This window comes from Acidovorax sp. IB03, from assembly GCF_016406015.1.
Classification (GTDB): domain Bacteria; phylum Pseudomonadota; class Gammaproteobacteria; order Burkholderiales; family Burkholderiaceae_C; genus Acidovorax; species Acidovorax temperans.
The window spans coordinates 1-15,336 of record NZ_JAEFCH010000047.1 but is presented as its reverse complement, the minus strand read 5'-3'; the positions used below and the strand labels follow the sequence as shown (position 1 = coordinate 15,336).

Genomic DNA, 15,336 nt, shown 5'->3' with positions numbered 1-15,336 from the left:
CGTTCAGGCCCCTGCGTCCAGGCCCTTGGCATGGTGCTGCAGGTGGTCGTCGATGAACGTCTGGATGAAGTAGTAGCCGTGGTCATACCCCGCGTGGCGGCGCAGCGTGAGGGGCTGGCCAATCTGCGTGCATGCTGCCTCGAACAGATGGGGGTGCAGTTGCCCTTCCAGAAACTTGTCGGCCAGGCCCTGGTCGATGAGGATGCCGCCAGGGTAGGGCGCCAGGGGTTGGTTTTCCATCAGCACGGTGGCGTCATGCTCACCCCAGCTGGTGCGGTCTGCACCCAGGTAGCCGGTGAACGCCTTCTCGCCCCAGGGGCATTGGGTGGGCGCGCAGATGGGCGCAAAGGCTGAGAGGGTTTTGAACCGCCCAGGGTGGCGCAACGCCAATGTGAGCGCGCCGTGCCCGCCCATCGAGTGGCCAAAAATGCCCAGGCGCTGCGCGTCGATCGGCAACTGTGCCGTGCACAGCGGCAGCAGCTCGTTCATCACGTAGCTTTCCATGCGCCAGTGCGTGGCCCAGGGGGCCTGGGTGGCGTCCAGGTAAAAGCCTGCGCCCACGCCAAAGTCCCAGCTCTCGGCTTCGCCGGGCACGTTGGCGCCGCGCGGGCTGGTGTCAGGCGTGATGAGCGCCAGGCCCAATTCGGCCGCACGGCGCTGGGCGCTGGCCTTGATGGCGAAGGTCTCTTCGGTGCAGGTCAGCCCGGCCAGGTACAGCAGGGCGGGAACGGGGCCTTGGCTTGCCTGGGGCGGCAGGTACACCGCAAATTTCATCGGCAGGCCGATCGTGCCCGAATCATGGCGGTAGAAGCGTTGCTCACCGCCAAAGCAGGCATGGCTGCTCAACAGTTCCAGATGGGTGGACATGGGTTGCTCACAAAAGAATAGCTGGTAGCGCTTGCTGAATAGGGGTTTCAAGGCTTTTATGGCTTGAATGCCTATCCAGCCAGCGCAAGGCGCTCTTGTTTTTGCAGTGCCTGGGTCAGGCTGCGTACTTCACCACCGAGCGGATGGACTTGCCTTCGTGCATCAGATCGAACGCAGTGTTGATCTCCTCCAGGCCCATCGTGTGGGTCACGAACGGTGCCAGCTGGATCTTGCCGGCCATGGCGTCTTCCACCATGCCGGGCAGCTCGCTGCGCCCCTTCACGCCGCCAAAGGCCGAGCCCAGCCACTTGCGGCCGGTGACGAGTTGGAAGGGGCGGGTGGAGATTTCCTGGCCCGCGCCGGCCACGCCGATGATGACCGACTGGCCCCAGCCACGGTGCGCGCATTCCAGCGCGGCGCGCATCACGTTCACGTTGCCAATGCACTCAAAGCTGTGGTCCACGCCCCAGCCTGTCATCTCCACAATCACTTGCTGGATCGGCTTGTCGAAGTCCTTGGGGTTGACGCAATCGGTGGCGCCAAACACCTTCGCCAGGTCGAACTTGGAGGGGTTGGTGTCAATCGCGATGATGCGCCCGGCCTTGGCCAGCTTGGCACCCTGGATCACGGCCAGCCCGATGCCGCCCAGGCCAAACACGGCCACCGTGTCGCCTTCCTGCACCTTGGCAGTGTTCTTCACGGCGCCCAGGCCCGTGGTCACGCCGCAGCCCAGCAGGCAGACCTGCTCGGGGTTGGCGTTGGGGTTGACCTTGGCCAGCGACACCTCGGCCACCACGGTGTATTCGCTGAACGTGCTGCAGCCCATGTAGTGGTAGATGGGCTGGCCGTTGTAGCTGAAGCGCGTGGTGCCGTCGGGCATCACGCCCTTGCCCTGCGTGGCGCGCACGGCCACGCACAGGTTGGTCTTGCCGCTCTTGCAGAACAGGCATTCGCCGCATTCGGCGGTGTAGAGCGGGATCACATGGTCGCCAGGCTTGACGCTGGTCACGCCTTCGCCCACTTCCACCACGATGCCTGCGCCCTCATGGCCCAGCACCACGGGGAACAGGCCCTCGGGGTCTTCACCGCTCAGGGTGAAGGCATCGGTGTGGCACACACCGGTGTCGGTGATCTTGATGAGCACTTCGCCCTTTTTGGGCGGGGCGACATCGATCTCGACGATTTGCAGGGGTTCTCCGGCTTTGAAGGCAACGGCGGCGCGGGATTTCATGGGGTGGTCCTTTCGGTCAGTCGGGGGTGGTGGTTTATTTGAGGTATGACCGCAGCAGCGCCAGTGTTTCATCCACGGCCTGCTGCGACGGTGCGGGTTTTTCTGCCAGCGTTTCGCGCACATGGCTGTCCAGCAGGTCGGCCATCAGCCCGTGCACGGCTCCCCGCATGGCGGCCAGCTGCTGCAGGATGGGGGCGCAGTCTGAACCAGCCTCCACCGCGCGCTCCAGCGCCTCCGCCTGGCCTTTGATGCGGCGCAGGCGGGTGATGGCGCGTTGCTTGTCTTCTGCGGTGTGGGGCATGGGGTATTCCGTTCTGGCGCCTCTCAATCGTGGATCAAGAGGTGTACTGGGTGGCAGTATAAATTACCAGCGCTTTAAATATAAGCGCTGGCATGGCACAAAGTGTGGTTACTAGGGGGGAGTACGTGCGTGCCTGTGAAAAAGAGGTTATGCGTTTTGGCGGAGCACGCTGACTCTTCAAGGTATCGGGGGTGAGTTGGGTTGGCGTCTTGGCCCCTCGGGTTGATCCACCTAGCGGCCGGTGCGGGCCTGCGCTGCCGCTACCAGCCCAGCCAGCGTTTCCAGAAATTCCGGGCAGGCCGGGCGGCAATCCCCATGCGGTCCAGTTGTTCTTGAAGGCGCGGAAGGTTGCTGGTGGCCAGCAGATCCATGGGGGAGGCGCCATCCACTTCAGACACCCGCAGCGGATCTGCGCCGCGCTGCAAGATGAAGAGCGCCACTTCTTCACGCTGGTTGCGTATGGCTGCCACCAGCGGGGTGGAGAAGAACTCCGGGTGGGCGTAGTTCACATCAATGCCCGCTTCGATGTAGAGTCGCACCAGGCGCATGTCGCCATCACAGACCGCCTGGTAAAAGCGCTTCCAGTCACCTGCGGACATAGGAACTTCCTCCGTGTAGGGTTTGGCTGTGAGCAGGGACATAAGCGTCATGCTGGCGCGCTGGTCCCATGGGGCCGGGGGCGGTCAGCGTGTCCAGCGATCCATGTCTGGCTTCTGCCGCAATGGCTGCATTCTGCGGTGCGCTGGCAGCTGGCGCGGTGATGGAAATCCCTTGGAATCCTCGGCGCTCAACACTGCGCTGTGGGCAGTGTCGGCCGTGTGGCTTGGACTGCTGCGTTGCAAAGACTCGCCACCGCCGCGGGTGTTGCTTCGCTCAACGGCTGGCGGTTCCGAGGGATGCGCGGTGCTCTTGGGCCGCAAGGTTCCTGCCAATCACCCTGGGGTCATTTCCCTGGTCTGAACCCCATCGCAGGCTCAAAAGAAGCGGCAGCAGGCGTAAAAAAGCCCGCAGGGGGCACCTGCGGGCTTTGTGGGGTTCAGGCCTGGGCGCCACGCGCGCCAGGCACTTCACCGATCAGCGCTTGCTGATAGGCAGCACGTCGCGGCGCTCAGCACCGGTAAACAGCTGGCGTGGGCGGCCGATCTTGTACTCGGGGTCGCCAATCATTTCGTTCAGTTGGGCAATCCAGCCCACGGTGCGTGCCAGCGCGAAGATGGCAGTGAACAGCGACACGGGGATGCCGATGGCGCGTTGCACGATGCCCGAGTAGAAGTCCACGTTGGGGTACAGCTTGCGCGACACGAAGTAGTCGTCTTCCAGCGCGATCTTCTCGAGCTGCTTGGCCAGCTTGAACAGGGGGTCGTTTTCCAGGCCCAGTTCCTGCAGCACTTCGTTGCAGGTTTCCTGCATCAGCTTGGCGCGGGGGTCGTAGTTCTTGTACACGCGGTGGCCAAAACCCATCAGCTTCACGCCAGAGTTCTTGTCCTTGACCTTCTCCATGAACTCGCCAACCTTGGCCACGCCACCGTTGCGCTGGATGTCTTCCAGCATGTTCAGGCAGGCTTCGTTGGCGCCACCGTGGGCAGGGCCCCACAGGCAGGCCACGCCCGCAGCGATGGCTGCGAAGGGGTTGGTGCCCGACGAGCCGCACAGGCGCACGGTCGATGTGGAAGCGTTTTGCTCGTGGTCAGCGTGCAGGATGAAGATGCGGTCCAGAGCTCGTTCGAGCACCGGGTTGACCTTGTACTCTTCGCAAGGCGTGGCAAACATCATGCGCATGAAGTTGCCAGCGTAGCTCAGGTCGTTGCGTGGGTAGATGTAAGGCTGGCCCACGCTGTACTTGTATGCCATGGACACCAGCGTAGGCATCTTGGCGATCAGGCGGATCGCGGCGATTTCGCGGTGCTCTGGGTTGTTGATGTCGGTGCTGTCGTGGTAGAAGGCCGACAGACCACCCACCAGACCGGTCAGCACAGCCATGGGGTGTGCGTCACGGCGGAAGCCACGCAGGAAGAACTGCATTTGCTCGTTGACCATGGTGTGGTTGGTCACGCGGCTGGTAAAGTCCTTCTTCTGGGCTTCATTGGGCAGGTTTCCGTACAGCAGCAGGTGGCAAGTTTCCAGGAAGTCGCAGTTCACAGCCAGCTGCTCAATGGGGTAGCCGCGGTACAGCAGCTCGCCCTTGTCGCCATCGATGTAAGTGATGGCGGACTGGGTTGCGGCTGTGGACAGGAAGCCGGGGTCATAGGTGAACATGCCCGTTTGTGCATACAGCTTGCGGATGTCGATGACGTCCGGGCCGATGCTGCCCTGATAGACCGGCAGGTCCACGCTGGGGCTGCCGTTGGAGAACGACAGGGTGGCTTTGTTGTCAGCTAGCTTCATTGTTACTTTCCTTAGGTTTGCCGATGTCAATCCGGTCTAGGGGCGCCCTGCGTTTGTCAGGCCCGCAGGGCAGGGGTGCCGCCACTCAAGCGCAGCATGCTGAGTACTTCGTTCACTTCTGCGCTGGCCAGTGTCTCGTCTGGTTCGCGGCGGCAGAGCAACAGGTCCAGCAGGTCGTTGTCTGCCAGGGCCATGAGCGCCGCCAACCCCTGAGCATGGCGTTGCTTCAGCTCAGGTTCGAAACGTTTGAAGAACTGCTGAATGAACAGGTCGTTCTCCAGCAAGCCGCGCCGGCAGCGCCAGTGCAGCTTGCTCAGTTCGCGCTCTGTCAGCAGCTCGTCGGCTGCTGCAGGCGCTGTGGTGGCGATATCGCTCATGGTGAGGCCCTGAAAGGATCAGATGGCGCGGCGCACCATCAATTCCTTGATCTTGCCGATGGCCTTGGTGGGGTTCAGGCCCTTGGGGCAAACGTCCACGCAGTTCATGATGGTGTGGCAACGGAACAGGCGGTACGGATCTTCCAGGTTGTCCAGGCGCTGGGCTGTGGCTTCGTCGCGGCTGTCGGCGATGAAGCGGTAGGCCTGCAGCAGACCAGCGGGGCCCACGAACTTGTCGGGGTTCCACCAGAAGCTGGGGCAGCTGGTCGAGCAGCTTGCGCACAAGATGCACTCGTACAGACCGTTCAGTTCTTCACGCTCTTCGGGGCTCTGCAGGCGCTCACGATCAGGTGCCACCAGATTGTCGTTAATCAGGTAGGGCTTGATCGAGTTGTACTGCTTGAAGAACTGCGTCATGTCGACGATCAGGTCGCGGATCACTGGCAGGCCGGGCAGGGGCTTCAGAACAATCGTGCCCTTGAGGGTGTTCATGTTCGTCAGGCAGGCCAAGCCGTTCTTGCCATTGATGTTCATGGCGTCAGAACCGCAGACGCCTTCGCGGCAGGAGCGGCGGAACGACAGCGTAGGGTCTTGTTGCTTCAGCTTGATCAAGGCGTCCAGCAGCATGCGTTCGTGGCCGTCGAGTTCGATCTCGATGGTCTGCATGTAGGGCTTGGCGTCCTTGTCCGGATCGTAGCGATAGATTTGGAATGTGCGCTTCATGATTCTGCTCTCGTGGGGCTACTGTTTAGAACGTCCGGACCTTGGGTGGAATGCTTTCCACTGTCAGGGGCTTGAGGTTGACCGGCTTGTAATCCAGGCGGTTGCCTTCGCTGTACCACAGGGTGTGCTTCATCCACTCCTGATCGTTACGGCCCAGTGGGAACTCTGGGTGGTCGGCAGGATGCTCGTAGTCGTACACGGTGTGGGCGCCACGGCATTCCTTGCGGGCAGCGGCAGAGACCATCGTGGCCTGCGCCACTTCGATCAGGTTGTCCACTTCCAATGCCTCGATGCGGGCGGTGTTGAACACCTTGGACTTGTCTTGCAGAGTGACGCTTGCCACGCGATCGCGCAGCTCGGCAATCTTCTTGACGCCTTCGTCCATGCTGGCCTGGGTGCGGAACACGCCAGCGTGCTGTTGCATCGTGGCGCGGATGTCGCCAGCCAGGGTTTGGGCGTAGGTGCCGCTCTTGGAGCTTTCGAGCTGGTTCAGGCGTTCCAGCGTGCGGTCTGCCGCGTCGGCAGGCAGTGGCTTGTGCTCTTTGTTCTTGTTGTTGAACTCAACGATGTGGCGGCCAGCGGCCTTGCCGAACACCAACAGGTCCAGCAGCGAGTTGGTGCCCAGGCGGTTGGCGCCGTGCACGCTCACGCAGGCACATTCACCCACAGCGTACAAGCCGTTCACCACGGAGTTGTTCACACCGTTCTTTTGCTCCACGACCTGGCCGTGGATATTGGTGGGCACGCCACCCATCTGGTAGTGGATGGTGGGAACCACGGGGATGGGTTCCTTGGTGATGTCCACGTTGGCGAAGTTCACGCCGATTTCGTACACCGAAGGCAGACGCTTGTGGATGGTTTCCGCACCCAGGTGATCCAGCTTGAGCAGGATGTAGTCCTTGTTCGGACCGCAGCCACGGCCTTCCTTGATTTCCTGGTCCATGCAGCGCGACACGAAGTCGCGGGGAGCCAAGTCCTTCAGGGTAGGCGCATAGCGCTCCATGAAGCGTTCGCCATTGCTGTTGAGCAAGATGGCGCCTTCACCGCGGCAGCCTTCGGTCAGCAGCACGCCGGCACCGGCCACGCCGGTGGGGTGGAACTGCCAGAACTCCATGTCTTGCAAGGCGATGCCAGCACGCGCTGCCATGCCCAGGCCGTCACCGGTGTTGATGAAGGCGTTGGTGGATGCCGCGAAGATACGGCCTGCGCCACCCGTGGCCAGCAGCACGGTCTTGGCTTGCAGGATGTGCAGGTCGCCGGTTTCCATTTCCAGGGCCGTCACACCGACCACGTCGCCGGATTCGTCGCGAATCAGGTCCAGAGCCATCCACTCCACGAAGAAGTTGGTCTTGGCCTTGACGTTTTGCTGGTACAGCGTGTGCAGCATGGCGTGACCGGTACGGTCAGCGGCTGCGCATGCGCGTTGCACGGGCTTTTCGCCGTAGTTGGCGGTGTGGCCGCCGAAGGGGCGCTGGTAGATGGTGCCGTCGGGGTTGCGGTCGAACGGCATGCCGAAGTGTTCCAGCTCGTACACCACCTTCGGTGCTTCGCGGCACATGAACTCGATGGCGTCCTGGTCGCCCAGCCAGTCAGAACCCTTGATGGTGTCGTAGAAGTGATAGTGCCAGTTGTCTTCGCTCATGTTGCCCAGCGAGGCAGACACGCCACCTTGCGCAGCCACGGTGTGCGAGCGGGTGGGGAAGACTTTGGACAGCGAGGCCACGTTCAGGCCTGCACGGGAGAGTTCCAGCGCGGCGCGCATGCCCGAGCCGCCTGCGCCGACGATGACTACGTCGAACTTGCGCGTGGTGATATTGGCTTTTGTATAGCTCATTTTGTACCTTCAATCGCGGGAATCAGAGACGCCACAGAACCTGGATGCCCCAGCCAGCGCAGCTGACGAGCCATACAATGGTGAAAACTTGCAGGGCCAGACGCAGGCCCACGGGCTTGACATAGTCCATGAAAATGTCACGGACCCCCACCCACACGTGCCATGCCATGGCCACGATCACGGAGAAAGTCAGAACCTTCATCCATTGGGCAGAAAAAATACCGGCCCACAGGTCGTAACCGATGGGGCCCTTGGACGCTACGAGCTGAACCAGAACCACGACGGTGAACAGAACCATCAGGGCGGCAGTGACGCGCTGGCTGAGCCAGTCGCGAAGGCCATAGTGGGCGCCGACGACCGTGCGCTTGGAGCCGTAATTGACGGACATATTGGTTTCCTTTTTTGTGGGGGCTATGGTGCCTTCAATGGCACGCACGCCTTGTTGTTTGAAATCAGTACAAGCCGAAAAGTTTGGCGCCCAGTACCAGCGTCAGGCCGATGCTGACTGCCAGCGTGAAAACGGCAGAGGTCTTGCCGAATTCCTTGTTCACGGCGTCGTGGCTGACGTCCATCCACAGGTGGCGCAGGCCGGCGATGAGGTGGTGCATGTAGGCCCAGATCAATGCCAGAACCACGAGTTTGATGAACCAGCCGGGGACAAAGCCCAAGCCCGCATTGAAGGCTGCTTTGAATTTTCCGAAAGAGATTTCCGACGACAGCGAGGTGTCGAACATCCAGATGACAAAGGGCAGCAGCAGGAACATGATGGCCCCGCTGGCACGGTGCAGGATCGAAACCCATGCTGCTGGTGCCATGCGATAGGTCGTCAAGTCCTTGAAGGCATTGATGTTGCGGAATTCAGGCCGTTTTTTGGCTAGTTCAGTCATGTCTGGTGCTTTCGTGGATGTAACTGCTCTGTAATTGGAAGATGCAAACAACACAAAATTCTATTGCAATGCAACAACCGCGCTTTTGTATCGGGATCAAAAATCGACGTTTGTAATCAGGTGCCAGCCTGCTGTCAGCTCAGTTCGTTACGGTAATGGTGGGTGTCGGTTCGGTAGAGGCCACGTCGTAACTCCATGGGAACATCGTTATAGGTGTAAGCGATGCGCTCCACACTCAACAGGGGGGTGGCTGTGGTGACCTGTAGCAATTGGGCCTGCTCTGCATCGGGCAGCACGGCGCGAATCTTTTCTTCGGCACGCACCATGCGTACTCCGAAATCCATCTCGAACATGGCGTAGGTGGGGCCTTGGTAGTTGGCCATCTGCTCGCCCGTCAGTCCTTTGAAAGCGTGGCCGGGCAGCCAGATGTCTTCCAGAATGGTTGGAACACCGGCAAAAGACAAGATGCGTTTGGCCTGCATGACGGGGTCACCGCTGCGCAATGCCAGCACCCGTGAAATGTCGGCGCTGGCGCGCACGCGGCGGCATTCGATCACGGAGCGCTGGGCCGGGCCTTCCACGCTGGCATCGCCAGTATCGGGTAGCAGCTTCAGGAACCGGTATTGGACATGTTGCTCGGCGTGGGTGGCAACAAAGGTGCCCTTGCCTTGCCTGCGCACCACCAGGTTTTCGGCAGCCAGTTCATCAATGGCCTTGCGCACGGTGCCTTGGCTCACCCGAAAGCGTGCTGCCAGCTCCATCTCGCTGGGAATCGATTCCCCAGGCTTCCACTCGCCTTGCTGCAGGCTCTGCAAAATCAAGCCCTTGATTTGCTGGTACAGCGGGCTGAACGCAGGCGTCGGCAACCCGGCGCCTTGAGGGGCGGGCGAATTGTCGGCAGCGAACGGGAGCGAGGACATGTGGAGTTGGTTGGGCGGGATGGGTGGTGAACCGCGGCGCTCGCAATCATATCTTATATAAGACATAAGACAAATTGACCGAGGCCATGAAACGGGGGTAAACTCCAAGGCTGTTTGCGGGGCACGGGCTGCTGGTAACAGGCGCTGGTGCTGCGTTGCACCTTTACCTGTTTTTGTCACTTCCTGGAGTTTTTCACCATGAGCAAGAAGCCTGTCCGTGTTGCCGTTACTGGCGCCGCTGGTCAAATCGGTTACGCACTGCTGTTCCGCATCGCCTCCGGCGAAATGCTCGGCAAGGATCAGCCCGTCATCCTGCAACTGCTGGAAATTCCTGACGAAAAGGCCCAGAACGCACTCAAGGGCGTGATCATGGAGCTGGAAGACTGCGCCTTCCCTCTGCTGGCTGGCATCGAAGCCCACAGCGACCCCATGACCGCTTTCAAGGACACCGATTACGCCCTGCTGGTGGGTGCCCGTCCTCGCGGCCCAGGCATGGAGCGCGCTGATCTTCTGGCTGCCAACGCCCAGATCTTCACCGCCCAAGGCAAGGCTCTGAACGCCGTGGCTTCCCGCAATGTGCGCGTGCTGGTGGTGGGCAACCCCGCCAACACCAACGCCTACATCGCCATGAAGTCGGCTCCTGATCTGCCAGCCAAGAACTTCACGGCCATGCTGCGCCTGGATCACAACCGTGCAGCTTCCCAACTGGCGGCCAAGGGTGGCTTCAAGGTGGGCGACATCAAGAAGCTGACGGTGTGGGGCAACCATTCGCCCACGATGTACGCCGACTACCGTTTCGCCACGGTGGACGGCAAGTCCGTGAAGGACGCCATCAACGACGAGGCCTGGTACAAGGATGTGTTCCTGCCTACCGTCGGCAAGCGCGGCGCAGCCATCATCGCCGCTCGTGGCCTGTCCTCGGCTGCGTCTGCCGCCAACGCCGCCATTGACCACATGCGCGACTGGGCCCTGGGCTCCAAGGGCGAGTGGGTGACGATGGGTGTGCCCTCCAACGGCGAATACGGCATTCCCGCCGGTATCGTGTTCGGCTTTCCGGTCACCACCGAGAACGGCGAGTACAAGATCGTCGAAGGCTTGCCCATCGACGCATTCAGCCAAGAGTGCATCAACAAGACCCTGGCTGAGCTCGAAGGCGAGAAGGACGGCGTCAAGCACCTGCTGTAAAGCACGTAGTCGCTAGCGCTTTGTGGCGGGCGGTTTGAGGGTTTTTGCCCTCTAGCGCCCGCCAATCAAGCGCTAGCAGCTCTCAATTTGAGAGCGGTGAGAGACATGCTGTGGCCCTTGCTTTCGATTTGCAGTGGCCACACGATTTTTCTCCCCCTGGGCATTGCACATAGCCCTGTAGCTGATGATGGACGCACTCCACCCCCGTGAAATACTGCTCGGCGCCCAGGCGGGTGTACAGGCATTGCCTGTGTGCGATCACTACAGCGGTGTGGAAGCTCGCATGCGCAAGAGCCTGCAGATGCAGGCTGAGCTGACCGAAGAGTTTGGCGCTTGCGTGGTAGACGTGACGCTGGATTGCGAAGACGGCGCTCCGGTGGGGCAAGAGGTGGAGCACGCCCGCCTGGTGGCTTCGCTGGCCTCGGGTGCCTCGGCCACTGCCCGGGTGGCAGCGCGGGTGCACGCCACAGACCACCCCGCTTTTGCAAGCGATATCGACATCATTGCCGGCGCGGCCGGTCAACGCCTGTGTCACATCATGGTGCCCAAGGTGGAAACGGTGGACGACGTGGTTGCTGCCGAACAAGCCTTGCTGCGTGCAGGCGCCACCCATTTGCCTTTGCATGTGCTGATTGAATCGCCCTTGGCGGTATCACACGCTTTTGAGATCGCATCCCACCCCCAAGTGCAGAGCATCAGCTTTGGGTTGATGGACTTTGTCTCCTCCCACGGCGGCGCCATTCCTGCCCACGCCATGACATCGCAGGGGCAGTTCGCCCACCCTCTGGTGGTGCGTGCCAAGCTGGAGATTGCAGCAGCCTGTCATGCCTACGGCAAGGTGCCCTCGCATTGCGTGGTGACGGAATTCACCGACCCTGCCGCGATGCAGGCTGCGGCCCAGCGCGCATCCCAGGAACTGGGTTACACCCGGATGTGGAGCATCCATCCGTCGCAGATCCGCCCCATCCTGCGTGCGTTTGCGCCGGCGTTGGCTGAGGTGGAAGCGGCGGCGCGCATCCTGCTGGCAGCCCAGGCCGCCCAGTGGGCCCCCATCAGCCACGATGGGGTGTTGCATGACCGGGCGAGTTACCGCTACTACTGGCAGTTGCTGGAGCGTGCGCACTACACTGGCGTCGCGCTTCCTTCCTCGGTGGGCCACTGGTTTGATGTGGTTACGCCCGTGAGCCACGTTACTGCATGATTTTTACTGGAGCTTTGACGCCATGAAACAACTTTTCGCCTCCGCTCTCCTGCTTTTGGCGCCTGCTTGGGTGATGGCCCAGGGTTCCGGCGCCGCAACGCCTGCCAAGCCTGCATCGGCCAAACAGGCGACGGCGGCCAAGGCCAAGCCCGCCAACACCACCAAATCCTCTACCGCTGCGGCAGGCAATGGCAAGACTGTAGTGGCCAAGGCCCAGCAGACCAGCAGCCGCACCCAACTCAAGAGCGCGGCCAACCAGGTGGCTACCGGCATCATCGCCGCAGAGGCTGCACTGTCCCCCGAAGAGTTGGCCATTGCCGAGCGTGTGCATGTCGGGCGCATCGCCTGCGAACTGGGCGCTTTCGTCAATGTCTCAGCCGACAAGGCCAATCCAGGCCACTTCCAGGTCGAAGGCAAGGGCTTCAAGTACCGCATGATTCCCGTGGCGACCACCACGGGTGCGGTGCGTCTGGAAGACACCAAGGCCGGCGCGGTCTGGCTGCAGATTGCCAACAAGTCCATGCTGATGAACCAGAAGCTGGGTCAGCGCATGGCAGACGAATGCATGAGCCCCGAGCAGTATGTTGTTGCTGAAGCCATCAAGAAAGCTCCCCCGCAGAGCGTTTTTGACGCCCCCAGCGGCAGCAAATAAGAACCTTGAAAACGCAGCACTTTCTTGCCCGGCCAGTGGGCAGGGAGGTGCGCTGTTGCCCCACTTTAGAACGTAACCGGAGAGAAGTATGTTGAAAGCCTACCGTGACCACGTCGCCGAGCGCGCCGCCCTGGGCATCCCGCCGCTGCCCCTCGACGCCAAGCAAGTGGCCGAGTTGATCGAGCTCATCAAGAACCCGCCCGCAGGCGAAGAAGCCTTTCTGCTGGACCTGCTGACGCACCGTGTGCCTCCAGGCGTGGACGATGCCGCCAAGGTCAAAGCCAGCTTCCTGGCCGCTGTGGCGCATGGCGACATCAAGGTGGACCTGATCTCCAAGGCCAAGGCGACCGAGCTGCTGGGCACCATGGTGGGCGGCTACAACGTGCACCCTCTGATCGAACTGCTCGACGACGCGGAAGTCGCTGGCGTGGCCGCAGAAGCCCTCAAGAAGACGCTGCTGATGTTCGACTTCTTCAACGACGTGGCCGCCAAGGCCAAGGCCGGCAACGCCAAGGCCCAGGAGGTCATGCAGAGCTGGGCCAATGCCGAGTGGTTCACGAGCCGCCCCGAGGTCGAGAAGAAAATCACCGTCACCGTGTTCAAGGTGCCCGGCGAGACCAACACCGACGACCTGTCGCCCGCCCCCGACGCCTGGAGCCGCCCCGACATTCCGCTGCACTACCTGGCCATGCTCAAGAACACGCGTCCTGACGCGGCCTTCAAGCCCGAGGAAGACGGCAAGCGCGGCCCGATGCAGTTCATCGAAGACCTGAAGAAGAAAGGCCACTTGGTTGCCTACGTCGGTGACGTGGTGGGCACCGGTTCTTCGCGCAAGTCCGCTACCAACTCGGTGATCTGGGCCACCGGCCAGGACATCCCCTTCGTGCCGAACAAGCGTTTCGGCGGCGTGACGCTGGGTGGCAAGATCGCCCCCATCTTCTTCAACACGCAGGAAGATTCCGGCGCTCTGCCCATCGAAGTCGATGTGTCCAAGCTCGAAATGGGCGACGTGATCGACGTGCTGCCCTACGACGGCAAGATCGTCAAGAACGGCGAAACCGTGGCTGAGTTCGCGCTCAAGAGCGACGTGCTGCTGGACGAAGTGCGCGCCGGTGGCCGTATCAACCTGATCATTGGCCGCTCGCTCACCGCCAAGGCGCGCGAGGCCCTGGGCTTGCCCGCATCGACCGTGTTCCGCCTGCCCAAGGCGCCGGCTGAATCCAAGGCCGGCTTCACGCTGGCGCAGAAGATGGTCGGCCGTGCCTGCGGCCTGCCCGAAGGCCAGGGTATCCGTCCCGGCACGTATTGCGAGCCGAAGATGACCACCGTGGGTTCGCAGGACACCACCGGCCCGATGACGCGCGATGAGCTGAAGGATCTGGCCTGCCTGGGCTTCTCGGCCGACCTCGTGATGCAGTCCTTCTGCCACACCGCTGCGTACCCGAAGCCGGTGGACGTGAAGACCCATCGCGAACTGCCGGCCTTCATCAGCAGCCGCGGCGGCGTGTCCCTGCGCCCGGGCGACGGCGTGATCCACAGCTGGCTCAACCGCCTGCTGCTGCCCGACACAGTGGGCACGGGCGGTGACTCGCACACCCGCTTCCCCATCGGCATCTCCTTCCCCGCAGGCTCGGGCCTCGTGGCTTTCGGCGCTGCCACCGGCGTGATGCCGCTGGACATGCCCGAGTCGGTGCTGGTGCGCTTCAAGGGTGAGATGCAGCCCGGCGTGACGCTGCGCGACCTGGTGCACGCGATCCCGCTGTACGCCATCAAGGCGGGCCTGCTGACCGTGGCCAAGGCCGGCAAGAAGAACATCTTCTCGGGCAAGATCCTCGAAATCGAGGGCCTGCCGGACCTGAAGGTGGAGCAAGCCTTCGAGCTGTCCGACGCCTCGGCCGAGCGTTCCGCCGCCGGCTGCACGATCAAGCTCAACCCCGAGCCGATCGCTGAGTACCTGCGCTCCAACGTCGTGCTCATGAAGAACATGATCGCCGATGGCTACCAGGACGCGAAGACCCTGCAGCGCCGCATTGAGAAGGTGGAAGCCTGGCTGGCCAACCCCAACCTGCTCGAAGCCGACAAGGATGCCGAGTACGCCGCCGTGATCGAGATCGATCTGGCCGACATCAAGGAGCCGATCGTTTGCTGCCCGAACGACCCGGACGACGCCAAGTTCCTGTCCGAAGTGGCTGGCACCAAGATCGACGAAGCCTTCATCGGCTCGTGCATGACCAACATCGGTCACTTCCGCGCCGCAGCCAAGCTGCTGGGCGGCCAGCGCGATATTCCCGTCAAGCTGTGGGTGGCACCGCCCACCAAGATGGACCAGAGCGAGCTGATCAAGGAAGGCCACTACGCCGCCTTCGGCACGGCTGGTGCGCGTACCGAAATGCCCGGCTGCTCGCTGTGCATGGGCAACCAGGCGCAGGTGCGCGAGGGTGCGACGGTGATTTCCACCTCCACCCGCAACTTCCCGAACCGCCTGGGCAAGAACACCAACGTGTTCCTGGGCTCTGCCGAGCTGGCCGCCATCGCCTCGCGCCTGGGCAAGCTGCCCACCAAGGAGGAATACCTCCAGGAAATGGGCGTGATCGATGCTGACAAGGCCAGCGTGTACCGCTACATGAACTTCGACCAGATCGAGGAATATGCAGAGGTTGCCAAGGGCGTGACGGCCTGACAGGCTGCGCTCAGCGCATGAATGCAAACGGCCCTTCGGGGCAATGCCAGTAAGTTAAGCAAAGGCCCTTCGGGGTCTTTGTTGTTTGTACAG

Annotated in this window: 15 protein-coding genes; 4 read left to right on the top strand and 11 right to left on the bottom strand. The window is 61.9% G+C overall.

Annotation, left to right across the window (positions count from 1 at the left end; translation table 11 throughout):
* Positions 1 to 3: 3 nt before the first annotated feature.
* The 11 genes from fghA to IHV84_RS18165 all read right to left on the bottom strand — a co-directional run bounded on the left by fghA (position 4) and on the right by IHV84_RS18165 (position 9,525).
* Positions 4 to 867 carry an S-formylglutathione hydrolase gene (gene fghA / locus IHV84_RS18215; protein WP_198847915.1) on the bottom strand — a complete coding sequence of 288 codons (864 nt, stop codon included), beginning with the start codon at positions 865 to 867 and terminating at the stop codon, positions 4 to 6.
* Between the two features lie 115 nt (positions 868 to 982).
* Positions 983 to 2,098, bottom strand: coding sequence for an S-(hydroxymethyl)glutathione dehydrogenase/class III alcohol dehydrogenase (locus IHV84_RS18210; protein ID WP_142084659.1), 1,116 nt, complete (start codon positions 2,096 to 2,098; stop codon positions 983 to 985).
* A 34-nt stretch (positions 2,099 to 2,132) separates the two neighbouring features.
* Entirely contained in the window at positions 2,133 to 2,399 is a 267-nt protein-coding gene (locus IHV84_RS18205) for a metal/formaldehyde-sensitive transcriptional repressor (protein WP_044397595.1), read from the bottom strand.
* A gap of 260 nt (positions 2,400 to 2,659) precedes the next feature.
* Positions 2,660 to 2,998 (bottom strand): ankyrin repeat domain-containing protein, encoded by a 339-nt coding sequence (locus IHV84_RS18200; protein ID WP_198847914.1) that lies wholly within the window; start codon positions 2,996 to 2,998, stop codon positions 2,660 to 2,662.
* Between the two features lie 475 nt (positions 2,999 to 3,473).
* Complete coding sequence (locus IHV84_RS18195; RefSeq protein ID WP_066695491.1) at positions 3,474 to 4,784, bottom strand: citrate synthase; 1,311 nt, start codon at positions 4,782 to 4,784, stop codon at positions 3,474 to 3,476.
* Between the two features lie 56 nt (positions 4,785 to 4,840).
* Positions 4,841 to 5,161 (bottom strand): succinate dehydrogenase assembly factor 2, encoded by a 321-nt coding sequence (locus tag IHV84_RS18190; RefSeq protein ID WP_066786571.1) that lies wholly within the window; start codon positions 5,159 to 5,161, stop codon positions 4,841 to 4,843.
* 18 nt (positions 5,162 to 5,179) lie between these two features.
* Positions 5,180 to 5,884 carry a succinate dehydrogenase iron-sulfur subunit gene (locus tag IHV84_RS18185; RefSeq protein ID WP_044397589.1) on the bottom strand — a complete coding sequence of 235 codons (705 nt, stop codon included), beginning with the start codon at positions 5,882 to 5,884 and terminating at the stop codon, positions 5,180 to 5,182.
* 25 nt (positions 5,885 to 5,909) lie between these two features.
* Positions 5,910 to 7,718 (bottom strand): succinate dehydrogenase flavoprotein subunit, encoded by a 1,809-nt coding sequence (gene sdhA, locus IHV84_RS18180; protein WP_066695481.1) that lies wholly within the window; start codon positions 7,716 to 7,718, stop codon positions 5,910 to 5,912.
* Between the two features lie 22 nt (positions 7,719 to 7,740).
* Positions 7,741 to 8,106, bottom strand: coding sequence for a succinate dehydrogenase, hydrophobic membrane anchor protein (sdhD, locus tag IHV84_RS18175; RefSeq protein WP_198847913.1), 366 nt, complete (start codon positions 8,104 to 8,106; stop codon positions 7,741 to 7,743).
* Positions 8,107 to 8,170: 64 nt separating this feature from the next.
* Entirely contained in the window at positions 8,171 to 8,605 is a 435-nt protein-coding gene (gene sdhC / locus IHV84_RS18170; RefSeq protein ID WP_142084657.1) for a succinate dehydrogenase, cytochrome b556 subunit, read from the bottom strand.
* Positions 8,606 to 8,739: 134 nt separating this feature from the next.
* Positions 8,740 to 9,525: a GntR family transcriptional regulator gene (locus tag IHV84_RS18165; RefSeq protein WP_066695470.1), complete on the bottom strand. Its 786-nt coding sequence runs from the start codon at positions 9,523 to 9,525 to the stop codon at positions 8,740 to 8,742.
* A 198-nt stretch (positions 9,526 to 9,723) separates the two neighbouring features.
* On the opposite strand from IHV84_RS18165, the gene IHV84_RS18160 reads away from it, so the two are divergent.
* The 4 genes from IHV84_RS18160 (at position 9,724) to acnB (ending at position 15,243) form a co-directional block, all read left to right on the top strand.
* Positions 9,724 to 10,710: a malate dehydrogenase gene (locus tag IHV84_RS18160; protein ID WP_198847912.1), complete on the top strand. Its 987-nt coding sequence runs from the start codon at positions 9,724 to 9,726 to the stop codon at positions 10,708 to 10,710.
* A 187-nt stretch (positions 10,711 to 10,897) separates the two neighbouring features.
* On the top strand, positions 10,898 to 11,911 hold the full coding sequence (locus tag IHV84_RS18155; protein ID WP_233100119.1) for a CoA ester lyase: 1,014 nt from the start codon (positions 10,898 to 10,900) through the stop codon (positions 11,909 to 11,911).
* Between the two features lie 22 nt (positions 11,912 to 11,933).
* Positions 11,934 to 12,563 carry a hypothetical protein gene (locus IHV84_RS18150; RefSeq protein WP_066695464.1) on the top strand — a complete coding sequence of 210 codons (630 nt, stop codon included), beginning with the start codon at positions 11,934 to 11,936 and terminating at the stop codon, positions 12,561 to 12,563.
* Between the two features lie 88 nt (positions 12,564 to 12,651).
* The gene (acnB, locus tag IHV84_RS18145; protein WP_066695462.1) at positions 12,652 to 15,243 is read left to right on the top strand and encodes a bifunctional aconitate hydratase 2/2-methylisocitrate dehydratase; all 2,592 of its coding nucleotides are present in this window, start codon (positions 12,652 to 12,654) and stop codon (positions 15,241 to 15,243) included.
* Positions 15,244 to 15,336 lie beyond the last annotated feature (93 nt).